Source organism: Paraburkholderia tropica (assembly GCF_014171495.1).
GTDB lineage: Bacteria > Pseudomonadota > Gammaproteobacteria > Burkholderiales > Burkholderiaceae > Paraburkholderia > Paraburkholderia tropica.
Map to the genome: position 1 here is coordinate 1,483,876 of NZ_CP049134.1, position 19,499 is coordinate 1,503,374.

Below are 19,499 nucleotides of genomic sequence, written 5' to 3' on the forward strand. Positions count from 1 at the left end.
AAACAAGCAACCGTCATGTTCGAACATATCGATGCCTATCCCGGCGACCCGATTCTCTCGCTCAACGAGAACTTCCAGAAAGATCCGCGCCAGAACAAGGTCAATCTGAGCATTGGCATCTATTTCGACGACGACGGCCGCTTGCCGGTGATGCAGGCCGTCCACGCAGCGGAAGCGGCGATTCTCAACGAGCCGGGTCCGAAGCCCTATCTGCCGATGGCCGGTTTCGCGCAGTATCGCGATGCGGTGCAGGCGCTCGTGTTCGGCGCCGAGTGCCCGTCGCGCGCGGCGGCTCGCATCGCGACCGTGCAGACGCTCGGCGGCTCGGGCGCGCTCAAGGTCGGCGCCGATTTCATCAAGCGCTATTTCCCGCAGAGCCAGGTGTGGGTGAGCGATCCGACGTGGGAAAACCATCGCTTCATCTTCGAGCGCGCGGGCTTCGAGGTGAACACGTATCCGTACTACGACGAGGCGACGGGCGGCCTGAAGTTCGACGCGATGCTCTCGGCCATCGACGCGCTGCCCGCGAAGAGCGTGGTGCTGCTGCATGCGTGCTGCCATAACCCGACCGGCGTCGATCTGAACGACGCGCAGTGGGTGCAACTGATTGACGTGCTGCAAAAGCGCGATCTGCTGCCGTTCGTCGATATGGCGTATCAGGGCTTCGGCGCGGGCCTCGACGCCGATGCGTTCGCCGTGCGCGAACTCGGCCGCCGTGGCGTGCCGGCGCTGGTCGCGAACTCGTTCTCGAAGAACTTCTCGCTGTACGGCGAGCGTTGCGGCGGTCTGCATGTGATCTGCGAAGACGCAGCGGCCGCGGATCGCGTGCTGGGTCAACTGACCGGCGCGGTGCGCTCGAACTACAGCAATCCGCCGACGCACGGCGCGAAGATCGTCACGCGCGTGCTCTCGACGCCGGAACTCAAGCAATCGTGGGAAACCGAGCTGGCGGCGATGTGCGAGCGCATCGCGCGCATGCGCGTGAAGATTCACGACGGCCTCAAGGCGCACGTGAGCGGCGAGGCGCTGGAGCGCTACGTCAAGCAGCGCGGCATGTTCACGTACACGGGGCTGAGCGCGGAGCAGGTCGATCGGCTCAAGGAAGAGTTCGGCGTGTACATCCTGCGTTCGGGCCGCATGTGCGTGGCCGGGCTCAATGAGAAGAACGTGAGCGTCGTGGTCGATGCGGTGGGCAAGGTGCTGAAGGACTAAGCAGCGAATCGATCCACGCATTGCAGGCAAAGGCCCCGTGAAAGCGGGGCCTTTGCTTTTTAGAAGCGCATGCCGGTTCCGCACCCGCCGGCGACGCCGCCACCGCTGCCGCCCGCTGCGCCGCAGAACACGCCGCAGCCGCTGAGGCTGACGGCGATCAAGAGGCCGATCGCGCCCAAACGCGCCTTGCGCGCGAGCGCCACGCGAAATTTAACCGGATTGTCATCAAAACTCGTGTGTTTCGTCATTGCGTGCGCACCAGAGAATGTTGAGCGATGGCGGCGTCGATCCTGCGCCCCGATTGGCCACGCTAACGCCGTGCCGCGGCTGGGCGCCATCAGACGTATCCGGTTTTTCCGGTATTGGTCTGAGTTAATGCGCTTCGCATCAAACAGGGCGCCTGTCAACCTGTAAGAGCTTGACGTGTCACACGACAGACGTCGACGGTCTTCCAGGTCTTACCCTGATAGAATGCGTGGGCCGCAACGTAGTGGATTGCCGATGAAATTGCTTGATGCCCTCGTCGAACAACGGATTGCCGCCGCAGCAGCGCGCGGCGACTTCGACGATCTGGATGGCGCACGCGCCCCCCAGGAACTCGACGACGACCCGTTCGTGCCCGATGACGTCCGGGTCGCGAACCGCATCCTGAAGAACGCCGGTTTCGTGCCGCCCGCGGTCGAACAACTGCGCGCGCTGCGCGATCTCCAGGAAGAACTCGCCAAGGTCGGCGACAACAAAGCCGCGCGCTGCCGCCTGCGCGCGCGCATGCTCGCGCTCGACATGGCGCTGGAGTCGCTGCGCGGCGGCCCGATGGTCGTGCCGCACGAATATCGACGCCGTATCGCCGAACGCCTGTCCGAACGCGCGGCAGGCGAGGGCGGCTTCGCGGCGGGCAGCGCGTGAACGTCGATCCGGGCGCCACGCCGCCCGACGAGACGCCGCAGCCGGGCGTCAGCGCCGAACCGGCTGCCGCTGTCGACCCTTCAGTCGCTCCTTCCGCCGATCATTCGGCTGACGCCTGCGCCGCTCCTCAACCCGATCCCGTCGCCGACCGCGACCGCCATTTCATGCGCCTCGCGCAAGCCGCCGCCGACGAAGCGCGCGCGGCCGGCGAAGTGCCGGTCGGCGCGGTGCTGGTGCGCGGCGACGAGGTGATCGCCACGGGCTTCAATCATCCGATCGGCACGCACGACCCGTCGGCGCACGCGGAAATGGCGGCGCTGCGTGCGGCCGGCGCCGCGCTGGGTAACTACCGCTTGCCCGGCTGTGAACTCTATGTGACCCTAGAACCGTGCCTGATGTGCGCGGGCGCCATCATGCACGCCCGCATCTCGCGCGTCGTGTACGGCGCGCGCGACCCGAAGACGGGCGCGTGCGGCAGCGTCGTCGATGCCTTTTCGAACGGCCAGCTCAATCACCACACGAGCGTGATGGGCGGCGTGCTCGAAACGGAATGCGGCGACGCGCTGCGGTCGTTCTTCGCCGAGCGGCGCCGTGCCAGCCGCGAAGCGCGACGCGCAGCGGCGGAGCAGGCCACCGACGCCTCCGCTGGCGCGCCGTCCGACGACAATCCATCCTGACTCCGCTCGCCGCGCTCCGGCGAGCTTCCACCGCCTCGAACATGATCAAGCATCGCACCATCGAACTGATCGCGCCGTCGGGCTATCCGCATGATCCGGCGGCGGTGCATCGCGGGATCGCGCGTCTGCGCGCCGAAGGTCACCGCGTCGAGAACGTCGACGCCACCGAACGCCGCTTTCAGCGCTTCGCGGGCACCGACGGCCAGCGCGCCGCCGAACTGAACCGTCTCGCCGATCCCGCGCGCGCCTTGCCCGACATCGCGCTGGCGGTGCGCGGCGGCTACGGCGCGGTGCGCGTTCTGCACGGACTCGACTACGAAGGACTGCAGCGACGCCTGACCGATCAGCCGATCGCGTTGGTCGGTCATAGCGATTTCACGGCGATCCAGCTGGCGCTGTTCGCGCGCGCGGGTATCAAGACGTTCGGCGGCCCGATGCTGCTCAGCGATTTCGGCGCGGAAACGCTCAGCACTTTCACGATGCGCCACTTCTGGGACGTGCTGACGAAACCCGAGTACACGCTCAAGGTGCACGCGCCGCAGGCGCAGCAGGCCGACGTGTCGGGCATGCTCTGGGGCGGCAATCTGGCCGTGCTCACGTCGCTGATCGGCACGCCGTATATGCCGCCGGTGGAGGGCGGCATTCTTTTCGTCGAGGATGTGAACGAGCAGCCGTTCCGCGTCGAACGCATGCTGTATCAACTGCATCTTTCCGGCATCCTCGCGCGGCAGAAGGCACTCGTGCTCGGCGATTTTTCGGGCGGCAAGCCGTTCGACTACGACAACGGTTACGACCTGCACGCAGCGATCGAACAGATTCGCTCGCTGGCGGGCATTCCGGTGATCACGGGCCTGCCGTTCGGCCATATCGCCGATATGGTCACGCTGCCGTTCGGCGCGCAGGCGCAATTGAGCGCCCACGCGCATGGTTTCGAGTTGCAGATGAGCGGGTATCCGCATCTTGGCTGATCGACGTGACTGCGAAGCGCCTTCGGGCGCTTTTTTTGACGCCTTATTTGCAACTAACTGCCAAAAAATCGAGCGCCATACCCATGTCAAGGAACCGCCTCGATACTAGATTGTTGACAAAAAATTGGGCCAATGTGGGGCAGTGGATCACCATGAATGTGCGATTCGCCCCGTATTGACGCGGGTTTCACCGTTGCGATGCACGAACGCCTTGCGTCGGTGTGGGTGTCTTCCCCAGGATGGCCGATAAAATTGTTGACAATCTTTATGTCCAAACTAGCATACCCAACATCAAGGTGACAGACATGCGAAACACCGAAACCGATACCGAAGCCGACGCGACCGGCACGAAACCCGAGGCGATCGCCGCGCGTATCCGCGCCGCGATCCTCGAACATCGTTTGCCGCCTGGCGCGAAGCTGACGGAAGCGCAGTTGTGCGAAGTGTTCGGCGTGAAGCGTGGCCCGATCCGCCAGGCGCTGGCGCTGCTGGCCACCGATCATCTCGTCGATCTGGAACCGAACCGGGGCGCGTTCGTCGCGAGTCCTTCGCTACAGGAGGTTCACGAGGTGTTCGAGATGCGCCGCATCATCGAACTCGCGGTGGTGGAGCGCGTTTGCAGCGCGCAGCACGGCAACCGGCGGTTGAAGAGCATCGGCGAGACGATCCGGCGCGAACGCAAGGCGTTTGAGAGCCGCGACTTTCCGGCGTGGATTCGCCTCTCAGGCGAGTTCCACACGGCGCTCGCGACGCTTACCGGCAACACGGTGCTGTGCGACTGCCTGAACGGACTGGTGGCGCGTTCGACGCTGATTTCGGCGCTTTACGAATCGCCGGGACGCAGCCCCTGTTCGTACGACGATCACGAGGCCATTTTGACGGCGCTCGAAAGCGGTCAGGCGCAGGAAGCGGCGGCGCTGATGGTGCGGCATCTGCAGGGCGTCGAGCTGAAAATGCTCGACCGGCCGGCGGGCGCATCGGTCGATTTGCAGGATGTGTTCGGCACGCGCGAGACCGCGGCGTCCGGACGTTGAACCAGACGCCGAATCGGGCAGGGCGGCGAGCGTTGCGGCGAGCAACCGCCGCCGCATAAAAGAACGAAACAGAGCAAACCAGGGAATTCGAACGATCGTGATGCGTACGCCGCCAGGCGTTCTCCGCACACGCATCGGCATGACGGTGGGCACGGCGATCAGGGCGCGCGCAAGCGGCGACCGACGCGGTGCCCAGCACGCGGCGCAAGGCCCCGTGCATCCGCAGGGAATCATCGCGGCGGCCGCAACGAGCGGCGCGGCGCGCGTGTCGAGGCGTTCAGGCGTCTTTTTTCCGTCGGCGTATCCATCCCAAGGAGCGGGTCATGGCTCAGTTCAGCGCATCTCCAGGCAGTCCGGCAGTGCCCGGTTTCGATTCAGGCGAAAGCGGCAACAGCGGCGATGGCGCCGACAATCTGACGATCCCGGCCGGCTACAGCGAGCGGCTCTACAACCACGATCTTGCGCCGCTCAAGGAGCAAACCTGGGGCGCGTACAACATCTTCGCGTTCTGGATGTCCGATGTGCACAGCGTCGGCGGCTACGTGTTCGCGGGCTCGCTGTTCGCGCTTGGTCTCACGAGCTGGCAGGTGCTGGTCGCGCTGATCGTCGGCATCTCGATCGTGAACGTGCTCTGCAATCTCATCGCGCGTCCGAGTCAGCGTCACGGCGTGCCGTATCCGGTCGCGTGCCGCGGCACGTTCGGCGTGCTCGGCGCGAATATTCCCGCCGTGATTCGCGGCCTCATCGCGGTGGCGTGGTACGGCATCCAGACCTTCCTGGCGTCAAGCGCGCTTGTGATCGTCGTGCTCAAATTCTTCCCGCAACTGATGCCTTACGCCGACGTGCACAAGCACGGCATGCTCGGTCTTTCCACGGTCGGCTGGGCCGGCTTCATGACGCTCTGGGTGCTGCAGGCGTTCGTGTTCTGGAACGGCATGGACACCATCAAGAAGTTCATCGACTTCGCGGGCCCGGCAGTCTACGTGGTGATGTTCGCGCTCGCGGGTTACATGGTTTATCGCGCGGGCTGGCAGAACATCGGCCTGAATCTCGGCGGCGTGAAGTATCACGGCACCGAGGTGATTCCGGTGATGATCACGGCGATCTCGCTGGTGGTGTCGTATTTCTCGGGGCCGATGCTCAATTTCGGCGACTTCTCGCGCTATGGCAATTCGCTGCGCAGCGTGCATCGCGGCAACTTCTGGGGCCTGCCCGTCAACTTCCTCGCGTTTTCGCTGGTCACGGTGATCACGACGTCGGCGACGCTGCCGGTGTTCGGGCAACTGATTACCGATCCGGTCGAAACGGTGGGTCGTATCGATCATCCGACCGCCGTGATTCTGGGCGCGCTTACGTTCACGATCGCGACCATCGGCATCAACATCGTCGCGAACTTCGTGTCGCCCGCGTTCGACTTCTCGAACGTCGCGCCGCGTCTCATCAGCTGGCGTGCGGGCGGCATGCTCGCGGCGGTCGCGTCGATCTTCATCACGCCGTGGAATCTGTTCAACAATCCGGGCGTGATTCACTACACGCTCGACGTGCTCGGCGCGTTTATCGGGCCTTTGTATGGTGTCCTGATCGTCGACTTCTATCTCGTGAAGCGCGGCCGGCTCGCGGTCGACGACCTTTATTCGGTTTCGCCGAAGGGCGCGTACTGGTACAGCAACGGCGTGAACTGGCGCGCGGTCGCGGCGCTGTTGCCCGCAGCCGTGATCGCGGTGCTCTGCGTGATGGTGCCGTCGTTCGGCAATGCGGCGAACTTCTCGTGGTTCATCGGCGCGGCGCTCGGCGCACTGTTCTATCGCGCCTTCACGATGGGCGAGCGCGCCCGCGCGCAGGCCTGAGCCCGCGAAAGACGCAAGAGACAAAGGAGACGAAGGAACTGCCATGCGTATCAAACTCATCAATCCGAACACCACGCAGCGCATGACGACCGCCATGGAGCAGTGCGCGCGCGCCGTCGTTGCGCCGGGCACCGATGTGGTGGCCGTGAGTCCGACCATGGGGCCGCCCTCGATCGAGGGCTATTACGACGAGGCGCTCGCGACGCCCGGCTTGCTCGCGGAAGTGGAGGCGGGCGAGCGCGAGGGCTATGACGGCTACGTGATCGCCTGCTTCGGCGATCCCGGTCTGTACGCCGCGCGCGAACTGGCGCGCGGGCCGGTGGTGGGCATCGCCGAAGCGGCCATGCACGCGGCGAGCGTGCTCGCGCCCGGCTTCTCGGTGGTGACGACGCTCTCGCGCACCCGCGCGATGGCCTGGCATCTGGCCGAACGCTATGGCATGACGCGTTTCTGCCGCAACGTGCGCGCGATCGACGTGGCCGTGCTCGAACTCGACGAGCCGGGTTCGGCGGCGCGCCGCGCGATCGTCGACGAATGCCGGCGCGCGCTCGAGGAAGACGGCAGCGATGCCATCGTGCTCGGCTGCGCGGGCATGACGAGCCTGTGCGCCCAGGTGGAGGACGCGCTGGGCGTGCCGGTCGTCGATGGCGTGACGGCGGCCGTGAAATGGGTCGAGGCGCTGGTCGCGCTGCGCCTGACGACCGCCAAGCGCGGCGACTTCGCGCGTCCGCTCGCCAAGCGCTACGACGGCGAATTCGCCCGCTTCAGCCCGACCAGCCCCGCGAGCGCGACGGACACGCCGCCGCCGGTGCGCCCGCTGCGCTACGGGTAAACGCGTGTCCGGCGAGCGTGCAAGCCGGGCGCGGCCCGTCCGGCTCATACACCTCGCTTGACCCGCACTATCTGAGCGTGCATATGGGCGCGGCCTGACGATTTCGCTACACTGGGCCGGTCCGTGAAGCAGATCGCCGTCGAATCCCGCCAACCCTTGCGGCGCAGGGCTTGCAGGCGGGTGGTACCGGTATCGCGCTGACCCGGAAGCCGTTTTCAGCGTGTGTTTTATCCTCACCATTCGATTGATTCGACCAGCATGCCACTCGATCCCCACTATCCCCGCGATCTGATCGGTTATGGCCGCCATCCGGTGCAGGCCAACTGGCCTGGGCGCGCGCGCGTCGCTGTGCAGTTCGTGCTCAACTACGAAGAGGGCGGCGAGAACTGCGTGCTGCACGGCGATCCCGCGTCGGAGCAGTTTCTCTCCGAGATCGTCGGCGCGGCCGCGTATCCCTCGCGTCATATGAGCATGGAGTCGATCTACGAATACGGCTCGCGCGCGGGCGTCTGGCGCATCCTGCGCGAGTTCGAGAAGCGCGGTCTGCCGCTGACCGTGTTCGGCGTGGGCATGGCGATCGAGCGTTATCCCGACGTCGCGCGCGCATTCGTCGAACTGGGTCACGAGATCGCGTGCCACGGTTATCGCTGGATTCACTATCAGGACGCGACGCCGGAACTCGAAGCCGAGCACATGAAGCTCGGCATGCAGGCGATCGAGCGCGTGACGGGCCAGCGCCCGCTCGGCTGGTACACGGGGCGCGACAGTCCGAACACGCATCGTCTGGTGGCGGAATACGGCGGCTTTCTCTACGACTCCGACAATTACGGCGACGACCTGCCGTTCTGGATGGACGTGGCGGTGACGGGCGGCAAGACCTCGCCGCAACTGATCGTGCCGTACACGCTCGACACCAACGACATGCGCTTCGCCACGCCGCAAGGCTTCAATACGGCGGATCACTTCTTCACCTATCTGCGCGACGCGTTCGACGTGCTCTACGAGGAAGGCGACGAAGCGCCGAAGATGCTGTCGATCGGCATGCACTGCCGACTGCTCGGACGTCCTGGGCGCTTCCGCGCGCTGCAGCGCTTTCTCGATCACATCGAACAACACGAGCGCGTATGGGTCACGCGCCGCGTGGATATCGCGCGCCACTGGCGCGAGCACCATCCCTATCAACCGCAACAGAACGAGAACCGCGGGGCCGCCGCATGAAGGCAATGCACTACACCCTCGACCAGCTGAATCAGGCCTCGACCGACGCCTTCGTGGCGGCGCTCTCGGGCATCTTCGAGCATTCGCCCTGGGTGGCCGAGGCGGCCGCGCAGCAGCGCCCCTACGCGAGCATCGACATGCTGCACACGACGATGTCGAACATCGTCGAAACCTCGGGCGAAACGCGCCAGCTCGCGCTCATCAACGCTCACCCGGAACTCGCGGGCAAGGCGGCGGTGCGCGGCGAACTGACCGCCGAATCGACGCGCGAGCAGAGCGGCGCGGGCCTTAACCAGTGCACGCAGGAAGAGTTCGACAAGCTGCAGGCGCTCAATCGCGCGTATCGCGAGAAGTTCGGCTTTCCGTTCATTCTCGCGGTGCGTGGCTATGACCGTCACGGCATCATCGCGAACTTCGAAGCGCGTGTGAACAACAGCCGCGCCGACGAAATGCGCGCGAGCCTCGACCAGATTTATCGCATTGCGCGCTTCAGGCTGGATGAGCTGATCGACGCGTGACGTGGCGATGCGCTCCGGCAGCCGACGCGGAGCGCAGCGCCTTTTTGAACCACAGAAAAGATACGAAGGAAGACAAAGATGGCACTCCCGACTCTCGACCCCAACGCACCTGACTTCACGCGCCGCTACGTGAATCTCGCGGACCCGCGTCTGGGCGCGCAGGCGCTCGAGGCGAGCGACGACTTCTTCGCGCCGAAGGAGCGCATGCTCAATCCGGAGCCGGCCGTCTTCATCCCTGGCAAGTACGACGACCACGGCAAGTGGATGGACGGCTGGGAAACGCGCCGCAAGCGCACGACGGGCTACGACTGGTGCGTCGTGAAGCTTGCGCGTCCGGGCGTCATCAAGGGCCTCGATCTCGACACGAGCCACTTCACGGGCAACTATCCGCCGGCGGCGTCCGTTGAAGCCGCGCACGTGCCGGACGGCGCGCCCAACGGCTCGACGCAATGGACGGAAATCGTGCCGTCGATGTCGTTGAACGGCAACAGCCATCACTACGTGGAAGTGGGCAGCGACAAGCCATTCACGCACCTGCGCGTGAACATCTATCCGGACGGCGGCATCGCGCGTCTGCGTGTCTACGGCCAGCCGCAACTCGACTGGCAGGGCGCGAGCCGCACGGAACTGTTCGACCTCGCCGCGATGGAAAACGGCGCGTATCTCGTCGGCGCGAACAACCAGCACTTCGGTCTCGCCTCGACGATTCTGATGCCGGGCCGCGGCGTGAACATGGGCGACGGCTGGGAAACGCGCCGCCGCCGCGAACCGGGCAACGACTGGGCGATCATCGCGCTCGCGCAGCCGGGCATCATCAAGAAGATCGAAGTCGATACGGCGCACTTCAAGGGCAATTATCCGGATCGCTGCTCGTTCCAGGCCGCGCGCGTGGTGGGCGGCACCGACAGCTCGCTCGTGACGCAGGCGATGTTCTGGCCCGTGCTGCTCGGCGAGCAGAAGCTGCAAATGGATAACCAGCACTACTTCGAAAGCGAACTCGCGGCGCTCGGCCCGGTCACGCACGTGCGCTTCAACATCATCCCGGACGGCGGCGTGTCGCGCGTGCGTCTGTGGGGCACGCTGGCCTGAGCCGCATCATGAGCGATACCCGTACCACGCTGACCATCGAGCCGCTCACGCGCGAGGCGTTCGCGCCGTTCGGCGACGTGATCGAGCTTGAAGGCGCGAAGCAGATTCCGATCAATCTGGGCACGACGATCCGCTATCACGATCTCGCGAAAGTGGATGTCACCGACGAAAACGGCCGCACGCTGGTCAACCTGTTTCGCGGACAACCGCGCGTGCTGCCGTTCGAAGTGAAGATGCTGGAGCGGCATCCGCTCGGCAGTCAGGCGTTCGTGCCGCTCAACGACAAGCCGTATCTCGTCGTGGTGGCGCCGGCCGGCGATCTGGACGTGACGAAGATTCGCGCGTTCGTCACGAGTGGCTGGCAGGGCGTGAATTACGCGAAGGGCGTCTGGCATCACCCGCTGATCGCGCTGGGCGAGGTGAGCGATTTCATCGTCGTCGATCGTGGCGGTGACGGGCTCAATCTCAACGAGCTGGATCTGCCGGAATCGCTGTGGCTCACGCAGGAAGCGATGGAGGCGGCGGGTCGCTGACGCGGTGTTTTCGTCGTCAGTTGTCGCTCCGCCATGCAAAAAGCCACGAACTCGCGTTCGTGGCTTTTTTGTTTGCTGCGAGGTGGCGCGCCCGCGTAGCCGCGAGCGCGCCACCGCATGCCGATCAGAACTCGTAGCCGACCTGGGCGCGTGCGCCCGCGTCGCCGTTGTTCGTGACCGCTACGCCGACGTTCGCCAGCCAGTGCATATTGGCCGAACGATACGTGACGGCGACCGCTGCCGCGCTGCTGCCCTTGTAGTAGCCGCCGCCCGCCGCGACCACGGTCTTGCCCGGGCCCGAAGGCGTCAGGTTAGGCATGGCCATGGCCGCTGCCACGCCCGCATACGCGTTCTTCTCGACCGTGTTGATCGAGCGTTGCAGGCTTTGCACCTGCTGGTTGAACGTGTTCGACTGCTGCGAGAGCGCGCTGTTCATCTGGCTCAGGTTGACCGCGTCCGTGCCCGACGTGCCCGCCGCGACGTTGGTGATCTGCCGCTCCGAACCTTCCGAGCCCACCGACACCGCGCCTGCGCGGTCCGCAACCGAATTCGCGCCGATGGCAACCGAGTTCGCCGCCGTGGCCGACGCGTTGCGGCCGAGCGCAACCGTGCTCTCGCCCGACGCCACCGACGAATCACCGATCGCCGTGGCGTTATTGCCCGACGCCGCTGCGCCGCCGCCGAGCGCGATGGTCTGCGCGTTCGTCGCCGATGCCGGACCGTTCGCACTGTTGACCGAAAGCGCCGTGGAACCCGTCGTGGCGATGTTCTGCACGGCCTGGTTCAACGCGTCGACTTGCAGGTTGGTCGCGAAGAGTTGCTGGCCGGTCACGGCGTCGCGGCTCGTCGACGACAGATCCGCGTTTTCCAGACCGCTGAGCTTCACGTTGCCGCCCGTTGCGCTCGCCAGCGTGATCTGGTCGTGCGCATCCGAGTCGTAATGCACGGCGCTGGTGTCCGTGGCAGCGCTCGCTGCGACGTTCGTGTCGCTCGCGGCGAGCAGGGTGCGGTTGACCGCGGACATCTGCACCACGGAGTTCGACGAGCCGCTCGCATGGATCGCGTTCGCGCCGCCCACGACATCCGCGAGATCGGCCGTGTTTTGCGTCACGCGGCTGTCGAGATTCGCGATGGCGTCGCCGACCGTGTTGACGACCGTGCCGCCTACCGAATACGACGGCGCGACGAACGCACCCGCCGAGTTGATCGACGCGCCGCCGCCCAGTGCGCTCACGACGCTGCGCATCTGACCGACGTTGACGGCGTCGTTATCGGCCTGACCCGCCGCCATGTTGACGATGCGGCGCGTGTTGGCCTGGCTTTGCGCGGTGTAGGCATTGCCGTCGGCGTCATAGGCGGTGAACACGCCCGTGCCGTCGCTACCCACGGAGACCGTGTTCGACTGGTTGGCCACCGAGCCCGCGCCGAGCGCGACGGCGTCCTTCGCGTTGGCGTAGGCCTGCACGCCGAGCGCGACGGCGTTCATCGCGGGCGTGTAGGCACCCGAACCGATGGCGATCGATCCCGCGCCGAATGCGCGCGCGACGTCGGTGGGCGCCGCACCACCCACGCCGTTCGCATAGCCCGCGACCTGTGAGTAGTAGGCCGCGCTCTGGTAGGAACTGGAGCGGCCCGACGAGTCCACGCCGGAGCTGCCATTGACGTTCGAACCGGGCGCGGACGCGCTCATCAGCTTGTTGCCGCCGCCGCCCGGGGTCAAGATCGTGCCCATGATGTCCCAGACCTGCCCAACGCTCGCGGCGTCGGTGTCCACAATGCCGTTGGCGACGTTGCTAATGCGCGTGCCGACGGGCAGATAGCCCTTGGACCAATCGTCACCGTCGACGTGATAAGGGCTATTGCCCGTGCCCTTGTCCAGCTCGATATGCGGGCTGCCTGAATCAATCGAACCCGCCACATAAGTCACGGCTGCATTGGTGACGTTGCCCATGCTGTCGAACGTGAAGCCGGCCGAGGCCATTTGCGCCACGTTCACGGCCGCGCTGTCGGCAATGCCGTTCGCGAGACCCATGAGCTGACGCGCACCGGCCGTGCCCGTGAAGTCAACGTTCGCACCGTCGGTGTCTTTCGCAACGGTGATGTCTCGCGTGTCCTCGTCCTGCAGGGTGAGGCCGATCTTGCCGTTCGTGATGTTGTACGTCAGGTTGTTGATCGTAGTGGTGTTCGCACTGGTTTCCTGGATCGTTGAGAAGAGCTGCGAGCCGTTCACCGCGTCGGTCGAGTCGGCGCTCAGGCGACCAGCCGCGACGTTCGTGAGCGTGCGCTCCGCGCCCACGTCGCCGATGCTGAGCGTACCGACCGGCGCTACGCCCGCGAAGGCGTAGTCGTTGTCGCCGATTGTGGCTTCCGTGGTGGCGACGACCGGCGCGGTCTTCGCGTCGGCGCCGAGCGCGATCGAGCCGTTGTCCGCCGCGTGCGCATTGCGGCCGATCGCAATACCGTCGATGCCGACAGCGGCTGCATTGGCGCCGAGCGCGATGGCTTGCGCGCCGGTTGCGCCGTCGTTGTTGAAGTTGCTGTAGCTGGTGTCGCTGTTCACGCTCAGATAGTGCAGCGACGAACTCGTGATCTTCCGGTCGATGGCGTAGAGCTGCGCGCCGTTGACGGCGTCGGTACTCGTGCTGCTGAGCGTGCCCGCCTTGATGTTGGTGAGTGCCACCGGCGTGGATGAGCCCGCGCCGCCGAGCGTCACCTTGCTGTGCGCCGACGAGTCGTAGACCACGGCGTCGGCGAGCTTGCCCTGGATGTTGGTGACGTCGCCCGCGAGGTTGGTGACCGCGCCGGCGATGTTCGTCACGGTGCCCGCGAGGTTGGTGACCGACTGATTGGTCGCGTAGAGCTGCGCGCCGTTGACGGCGTCGGTGCTCGCGCCGCTGAGCGTGGCCGCCTTGATGTTGGAGAGTGCGACCGGCGTGGAGGTGCCCGCGCCGCCGAGCGTCACCTTGCTGTGCGCCGTCGAGTCGTACACCACCGCGTTGGCGAGCTTGCTGTCCACGATCTGCTGCGCCGCATAGAGCTGCGAACCGTTGATGGCCTGCTTGCTGGTGGCGTTCACGTCGCCGTCCGCGAGACCCACGATCTTGTGGCCGGTCATCGTGGCCTGGCTGTCAAACGCCGCCGTGCCGTAGACCTTCACAGCAGCGTCGCTGCCGGTGCCGCCGCCAGTGCCGCGGATCTCGACCGTCTTGCCGTAGTTCACGAGCGTGCCGTCGGCATAGCCCGAAACGCGTGCGGTCGACGTAGTGAAACCGTAACCGCCATAGCCGTCGCCGGCGTTGTTCAGCGAGAAGGTGAGGCCGTCGGTCGTGCCCTTGCCGTCGGTCGAGCAGTCGATTCGCTCGTATCCCCCCGTATTGCCCCACGCATAGCCGGCGGCGCCGGAACACAGTTCGAGCGAGCCTTTGCCGACAGTGCCGACCGTGGCCGCGCCGGCGGAATTCACCGCGAGACTCGCCGCGAGCCCCATGGCTCCGGTGGCGATGACCGCCATCGTGCGCGATGATTTTCCGCGCGCAGCGGCAGTTTCCGGAGCAGCTACCCAGGTTTGGTCTGTTTCACTCCAGACGGAGCGATATATTTTGTTCATCTAACTACCTATAAGGTGAGGTGAAAGGCGAATGCGCGTGACATGGCGCAGGCAGTTCGAGATGCCCCCCGTATGACGATCACGTGCTCGGCGAAATTTATGTGGGGATCAATGCACCGAACATACGATTTGTCCTAAATGGACCCCGATGCGGCTGTTCGTTGTCTGAGAGCTTGCCTGGCAGGGAAGGTGTCTTCCCTAAACATGCAGAAGGGATTAGGCGGAAAAGTTGACGTAGATCGTTTGCGGCTGTGGGGAAATTCTTCCGCAATGAAGGATCACAATGAGGCGTGAGTCAGGTGGCGCTTAATTGTTGTGAACAGTGATCAAAAAATGTCAATCGGATTGGACGGCGATTCTGTGTTTGATAGGATCAATCCGCCCCCCAAAACGAGGGAGGCATAAACCAACTTAAATAAGGAAACCTAATCATGAAAAAATCGAACGCGCTCAACTCGCGGAAATCAAGGTAGCCGGCGGTTGCTGCAAGAAAGTTTGCGCACCGCGCCGTGTCGTCTCGACGCCGGCATCGTCGGGCAGCTCGGGTGGCTCGCCGGTTCCGCGTTAATCGCGTGAGTTGAGCAGGAGGGGCGCATGCCCCTTCTGCTTTCGACGTCACGGTCGCGCATGGACGGCGAGTCGCGTCGCCGCTCCATTGCATGCCGTCATTCACCATGCAAACACCACTCTCCGTCCTGCTGCGTCTTAATCGGCAACTGCGCTACCGGTTCGCCTGTGCGCGTCATGCGATGCGCCGCGCCGTGTTCGCGAGGCTGTCGTTCGCGGGTGTCGAGCGCGTCGCGTTACTGCGCTGGCTGATCGGCAGTCTGTTCGACGCACGCTCGCGCGCAAGCGGCATCGCGCGTTACGAAGCGGGACGCATGGACGTCGGGCTTGCACGCGAACACGCGTTGCGCACGATGTCGGCGGATCTGCGTCAGCGTTTGCTCGATGAATGCCTCTATGCCGGTCGCGCGCTGCATCGCGACACGTGGCCGGATCTGCGTGCCGCCGGCGCGCACGTGGCGCAGCGCATCCGCGAAATCAAGGCGCGCGAACCGGGGCGCGCGGTCCTGCTTTCGCCGTTTCATCATGTTTCGCAGTACGCCAACATCTATGTGATCGACGAAGTGCGCAAGGCGCTTGGCCTCGCGTCCATTGCCGTCGTGTCGGGCGTGCCGCGCGACGTCTACGGCGAGGACGCCGCGATGATCCCGTCCGTGCCGGTGCTGTACACCTACGACAGCGACAGTGAGCAGCGCAACAGGCTTGGCTTGCGCGTGGCGCGCGCGTTGCGTCGTGACGGCGTGCTGGCGATCTTCGCCGACGCCGCGCCGTTTTCGCTCGCGAAATATCCGATGGAAACCGTCGGCGTCACGATGTCGGGGCGCGCCGCGCGCGTGCATAACGGCGTCTTTCGGCTCGGGGCGCCGATCGATGCCTGTTTGCTGCCGTTTTACCTAACGCTGTCGAACGGGCGTTTCGACGTTCAGGTGGGCGAGCCTGTCGACCTCGCCGCGTCAGACGCGCCGCAACGGCTCGCCGACGCCATCGACGCCGCGCGTCGCCACAACTATCCGGACTGGCTGTTCGCGGGCCATCCGTGCGGCTATCACTTCGCGCCCACGCGCTGAGCCGCGCATAACACGCTGTAGACGAATCACACGCATTGCCGGCACCGCCGGCAACGGGGACCTGATAACAAGATGGAATCGAAGCCTCTTCCCGAGTTTCGGGATATTCGCTGGCGCTGGATCGCCTATGCGTCGTCGGCGTTCGTCGTCGTGGCCTTGGTGCTGGCGTTCACGCACGAAGTCGAGCTCAAGCAGGATGTGCGCTGCGAAATCGTCTCGCCGGCCGAAATCAAGATTCAGGGCGAGACGGGGCTGGTCTCGGCGATCTACGTCGAACCGCCCGCGCATGTCGCTGCCGGTCAGCCGTTGTTCCGTCTCGAACGCGACATGTCGCTCGCCAACGACGGCACGCGCCGCGCGACATTCGACGCACAGGTGCGCGACGAAGAGCGCCGCGCCGCGGACGCGCTCTACACGCAACGACGTATCGACCTGAACACTCAGCTCGCGACCGCGCGCGCCAACGAGGCGAGCCGGCGCGCCGAACTCGCGCAGCTCGGCGAACAAGGCGCGCAGAATGCGCAACTGGTCGGCGAAGCGCAGAAGAAGCTCGCGCGGCTCGAATCGGTGTCCGACTACGTCGTGGCGGATCGAATCGAGCAAGCCCGCGCGGATGTGCATCAGAGCCGCATCGCGCGCGCGGAATCCGCTTCGCGCAGGCAGCAGACGCTGGCCGCGCTCGCCGACCTCCAGAATTCGCAGACCGCGCTCGCGGCGCAGTTGAAGGAACTCGACGCGAGCCACGCGCGGGATCTCCAGGAGGCCGACGCGCGTTTCGAGCAGAACCGCCGCGACGCCACCATTTCCGCGCCGAAGTCGGGCGTCGTCACCTTTTCGCGACTGGTTCAGGGCGCGATGCTGCAGCCGTCGGATATCGCGCTCGTCATCGTGACCGACACCTCGCAGCCTTTGCGCGCCGAGTTGCGCATTCCGTCGCGGCGGCGCGGCTTCGTGCGCGAAGGGCAGACCGTGCGCCTGAAATTCGACGCGTTTCCGTATGCGAAATTCGGTTCCTACGAGGCGCGCATCGATTCGATTTCGCGCACGACAGTGGGCACGGCGCCGCCCGCGCCCGCGAGCGCGGGCGCCGACAAAGCCGCCGCCACGCCGCCCGGCGACGAGTACGTTGCGTGGGTCACCTTGCGCGGCCGCACCTTCGATTACGGCAAGCAGCACTTCGACATCTTGCCGGGCATGCAGGCGAGCGCGAGCGTCGTGGTCGAGCGTCGAACGGTGGCCGAGTGGGTGCTCGAGCCGCTCTTCAAGATCGCGCGAGGTTGAGCATGCACGTTATCTACCAGAATGAAGTCGCGGAGTGCGGCTATGCGTGTCTCGCGATGGTGCTCACGCATTGCGGTCGAGCGACGGAGGTTCGCGAGCTGTCGGCACATCGGCCAATTTCGGCGAACGGCTTGACGCTGATGGATCTCTATGACGTCGCGACCGAGTTCGGCCTCGAAGTGCAGGCGTTTCGCTTCGAACCTCAGGATGTCGCGGATATCAAGCGCGGCTCGATCGTGCACTTCGGCGGCGCGCATTTCGTCGTCGTCGAACGTTGCTCGCGCAACTATGTGAAGTTGATCGATCCAGCGATGGGGCGGCGGCGCATCTCCATGGATACGTTTCTCGCCAACGTGTCGGGTTTCCTGATCGAGTGCGCGCCCACGCCCGCGATGCAGCGCATCGCCAGACGCTGGCGCGTGCCGGCCGCGCTCGCGCAATTGCGTGCCCTCAATCCGCAGATGCGCGGCCAGATCACAAAGATCCTTTTCGTGGCGCTCGGCAGCCAGTTCGCCGTGCTCGCGCAGCCGTATCTCGGCTCGTTCGTGCTCGATCACGTGGTCGCGGAAGACAACCTCAATCTGTTGAACGTGCTCGCGATCACCTTCGCGGGCATCTTCCTGGTAGGAGCGATCAGCCAGTACGCGCAGGGCGTGCTCGTCGAACTGCTGCACGCGCTGATGAGCGTAAACGCGACGCAGGGGCTGCTCGGCCATCTGCTGCGTCTGCCGGTTTCGTACTTCGAAAAACGCAACGTGGGCGATGTCTTCGCGCGCGTGAAGGCGCAGGACGAAGTGACGGGCTTCGCTTCGCGTTCGGTCGTCACGCTCTATATCGATCTCGCGGTCGGCCTGCTCGCGCTGGCGATGATGTTCGTGCAGAACCCCGGATTGTCATTCGTCGTGCTGGCGATCTTCGGGCTGTATGTGCTGGTTTCCGGCTTGATGTTCGCGTCGATGTGGGAAACGCACGCGCGCGTGTTCAACGAATCTGCGCGTTGCGACGACGCGCTGATCGAAACCGTACGCGCCGCGCCGCTCATCAAGCTCTCGCAGGGCGAGACGCGCCGCGTCGCGCGCTTCATGGAGCAGTTTCGCAGTTACGCGTCGGTGCTGTTTCGCAGTACCCGGCTGTCCGCCACGCGCGACGCCGTGCTCAAGCTGCTCGCACACGCGGAGACGCTGGCCGTGACCTGGCTCGCGGCGAAGCTCATGCTCGCGGGCACGGTGTCGGTGGGCGCGTTCTATTCGTTCATGATCTACAAGTCGTTGTTCTCCGATCGCGTCGCGCACGCGATCAACACCGGTTTCGCGTACTTCATGCTGAGCGTGCCCGTCGCGCGCGTGGACGACATCACGCAGACCGAAACCGAGCGTTACACGCCGCTCGAAGATATGCACAAGACGGTCGAGGCGCGGCGCTTCGAATGCATCAGCGTGCGCGACGTGACGTTTGCGTATGGCGTGTCGGACCAGCCAGTGCTGCGCCACGCGAGCCTCGATATCGCGCGCGGCGACAAGATCGTCATCACCGGGCCGTCGGGCGCGGGCAAGTCAACGCTCTTCAAATTGCTCGCGGCGGCCGAGCAGGCGCAGTCGGGCGAGATTCAGCTCAACGGCATCGCGTGGCCGAATCTCGCGGTCGACGAAATCCGCCGACACGCGGTGCACATGCGCCAGGGCGACATCATCCTGCACGGTTCGATCGCCGATAACATCTCGCTTTTCGAAGGCAACGCCGACGAAAAGCGCATTCACGCGCTGCTCGAAGCCGTGGGCCTGCTCGACGACGTGATGCGTCTGCCGATGCGCACGCGCACGGTCATCAGCGATTCGCTGGCGAATATTTCGGCGGGGCAGCGTCAGCGGCTGCTGCTGGCGCGCGCGCTGTATCAGCCGCGCGAACTGCTGCTGCTCGACGAACCCACGTCGAATCTCGATCCGCTTGCTGTGCGGCGGATCGCGTCGCTGTTACGGCGGATCGAGCGCACCGTCGTGGTGATTACGCACGATGTTGCGATGGCCGAGGGCTTCGATCGCCACTATCGGCTGATCGACGGGGCGTTCGTGCCGGTGGATCGCGCGCAGGCGGAAGCCGCGATGGAGTCGGCGTGATGGCGGCTTCCGGCTCGAAACGATTGGTC

Annotated in this window: 16 protein-coding genes and 1 pseudogene; 14 read left to right on the top strand and 3 right to left on the bottom strand. The window is 65.1% G+C overall.

Going from position 1 to position 19,499, the window contains the following annotated elements; genetic code table 11:
- Positions 1-15: 15 nt before the first annotated feature.
- On the top strand, positions 16-1,212 hold the full coding sequence (locus tag G5S35_RS06645) for an amino acid aminotransferase (protein WP_110329132.1): 1,197 nt from the start codon (positions 16-18) through the stop codon (positions 1,210-1,212).
- Between the two features lie 59 nt (positions 1,213-1,271).
- Here the strand turns inward: G5S35_RS06645 and G5S35_RS06650 are convergent, their stop codons facing one another.
- The gene (locus G5S35_RS06650; RefSeq protein WP_183038859.1) at positions 1,272-1,460 is read right to left on the bottom strand and encodes a hypothetical protein; all 189 of its coding nucleotides are present in this window, start codon (positions 1,458-1,460) and stop codon (positions 1,272-1,274) included.
- A gap of 253 nt (positions 1,461-1,713) precedes the next feature.
- Between G5S35_RS06650 and G5S35_RS06655 the strand changes: the two genes are divergently transcribed.
- The 10 genes from G5S35_RS06655 (at position 1,714) to G5S35_RS06700 (ending at position 10,834) form a co-directional block, all read left to right on the top strand.
- Positions 1,714-2,118: a DnaJ family domain-containing protein gene (locus G5S35_RS06655; RefSeq protein WP_065060145.1), complete on the top strand. Its 405-nt coding sequence runs from the start codon at positions 1,714-1,716 to the stop codon at positions 2,116-2,118.
- Positions 2,115-2,795: a tRNA adenosine(34) deaminase TadA gene (gene tadA / locus G5S35_RS06660; RefSeq protein WP_074984527.1), complete on the top strand. Its 681-nt coding sequence runs from the start codon at positions 2,115-2,117 to the stop codon at positions 2,793-2,795. Before G5S35_RS06655 ends, tadA begins: the two co-directional genes overlap by 4 nt.
- Before the next feature lie 41 nt (positions 2,796-2,836).
- Complete coding sequence (ldcA, locus tag G5S35_RS06665; RefSeq protein ID WP_065060144.1) at positions 2,837-3,763, top strand: muramoyltetrapeptide carboxypeptidase; 927 nt, start codon at positions 2,837-2,839, stop codon at positions 3,761-3,763.
- A 305-nt stretch (positions 3,764-4,068) separates the two neighbouring features.
- A complete protein-coding gene (locus G5S35_RS06670; RefSeq protein ID WP_065060143.1) occupies positions 4,069-4,797 on the top strand; it encodes a GntR family transcriptional regulator in 729 nt (242 codons plus the stop codon).
- Positions 4,798-5,120: 323 nt separating this feature from the next.
- The gene (locus tag G5S35_RS06675; RefSeq protein ID WP_065060142.1) at positions 5,121-6,644 is read left to right on the top strand and encodes an NCS1 family nucleobase:cation symporter-1; all 1,524 of its coding nucleotides are present in this window, start codon (positions 5,121-5,123) and stop codon (positions 6,642-6,644) included.
- 43 nt (positions 6,645-6,687) lie between these two features.
- The gene (locus G5S35_RS06680) at positions 6,688-7,476 is read left to right on the top strand and encodes an aspartate/glutamate racemase family protein (protein WP_183038757.1); all 789 of its coding nucleotides are present in this window, start codon (positions 6,688-6,690) and stop codon (positions 7,474-7,476) included.
- A 258-nt stretch (positions 7,477-7,734) separates the two neighbouring features.
- Positions 7,735-8,694 (top strand): allantoinase PuuE, encoded by a 960-nt coding sequence (puuE, locus tag G5S35_RS06685; RefSeq protein ID WP_183038758.1) that lies wholly within the window; start codon positions 7,735-7,737, stop codon positions 8,692-8,694.
- Entirely contained in the window at positions 8,691-9,212 is a 522-nt protein-coding gene (uraD, locus tag G5S35_RS06690) for a 2-oxo-4-hydroxy-4-carboxy-5-ureidoimidazoline decarboxylase (RefSeq protein WP_065060139.1), read from the top strand. Before puuE ends, uraD begins: the two co-directional genes overlap by 4 nt.
- A gap of 78 nt (positions 9,213-9,290) precedes the next feature.
- Positions 9,291-10,301 carry an allantoicase gene (gene alc, locus G5S35_RS06695; RefSeq protein ID WP_124262037.1) on the top strand — a complete coding sequence of 337 codons (1,011 nt, stop codon included), beginning with the start codon at positions 9,291-9,293 and terminating at the stop codon, positions 10,299-10,301.
- An 8-nt stretch (positions 10,302-10,309) separates the two neighbouring features.
- Positions 10,310-10,834: an ureidoglycolate lyase gene (locus G5S35_RS06700; protein WP_110329165.1), complete on the top strand. Its 525-nt coding sequence runs from the start codon at positions 10,310-10,312 to the stop codon at positions 10,832-10,834.
- A gap of 124 nt (positions 10,835-10,958) precedes the next feature.
- Here the strand turns inward: G5S35_RS06700 and G5S35_RS06705 are convergent, their stop codons facing one another.
- Together G5S35_RS06705 and G5S35_RS40255 are read right to left on the bottom strand one after the other, a co-directional pair.
- Positions 10,959-14,345, bottom strand: a complete 3,387-nt coding sequence (locus G5S35_RS06705) for a YadA family autotransporter adhesin (RefSeq protein ID WP_237181353.1) — start codon at positions 14,343-14,345, stop codon at positions 10,959-10,961.
- Between the two features lie 12 nt (positions 14,346-14,357).
- Positions 14,358-14,441: pseudogene (locus tag G5S35_RS40255) on the bottom strand (ESPR domain-containing protein); the annotation flags it as partial.
- A 674-nt stretch (positions 14,442-15,115) separates the two neighbouring features.
- Between G5S35_RS40255 and G5S35_RS06710 the strand changes: the two are divergent.
- From G5S35_RS06710 to G5S35_RS06720, 3 genes are all read left to right on the top strand, one after another.
- On the top strand, positions 15,116-16,075 hold the full coding sequence (locus tag G5S35_RS06710; protein WP_183038760.1) for a hypothetical protein: 960 nt from the start codon (positions 15,116-15,118) through the stop codon (positions 16,073-16,075).
- A gap of 72 nt (positions 16,076-16,147) precedes the next feature.
- Positions 16,148-17,356, top strand: coding sequence for a beta-barrel domain-containing protein (locus tag G5S35_RS06715; protein WP_074984537.1), 1,209 nt, complete (start codon positions 16,148-16,150; stop codon positions 17,354-17,356).
- A 2-nt stretch (positions 17,357-17,358) separates the two neighbouring features.
- Complete coding sequence (locus tag G5S35_RS06720) at positions 17,359-19,470, top strand: peptidase domain-containing ABC transporter (protein WP_124262042.1); 2,112 nt, start codon at positions 17,359-17,361, stop codon at positions 19,468-19,470.
- The last annotated feature ends 29 nt before the right edge of the window (positions 19,471-19,499 follow it).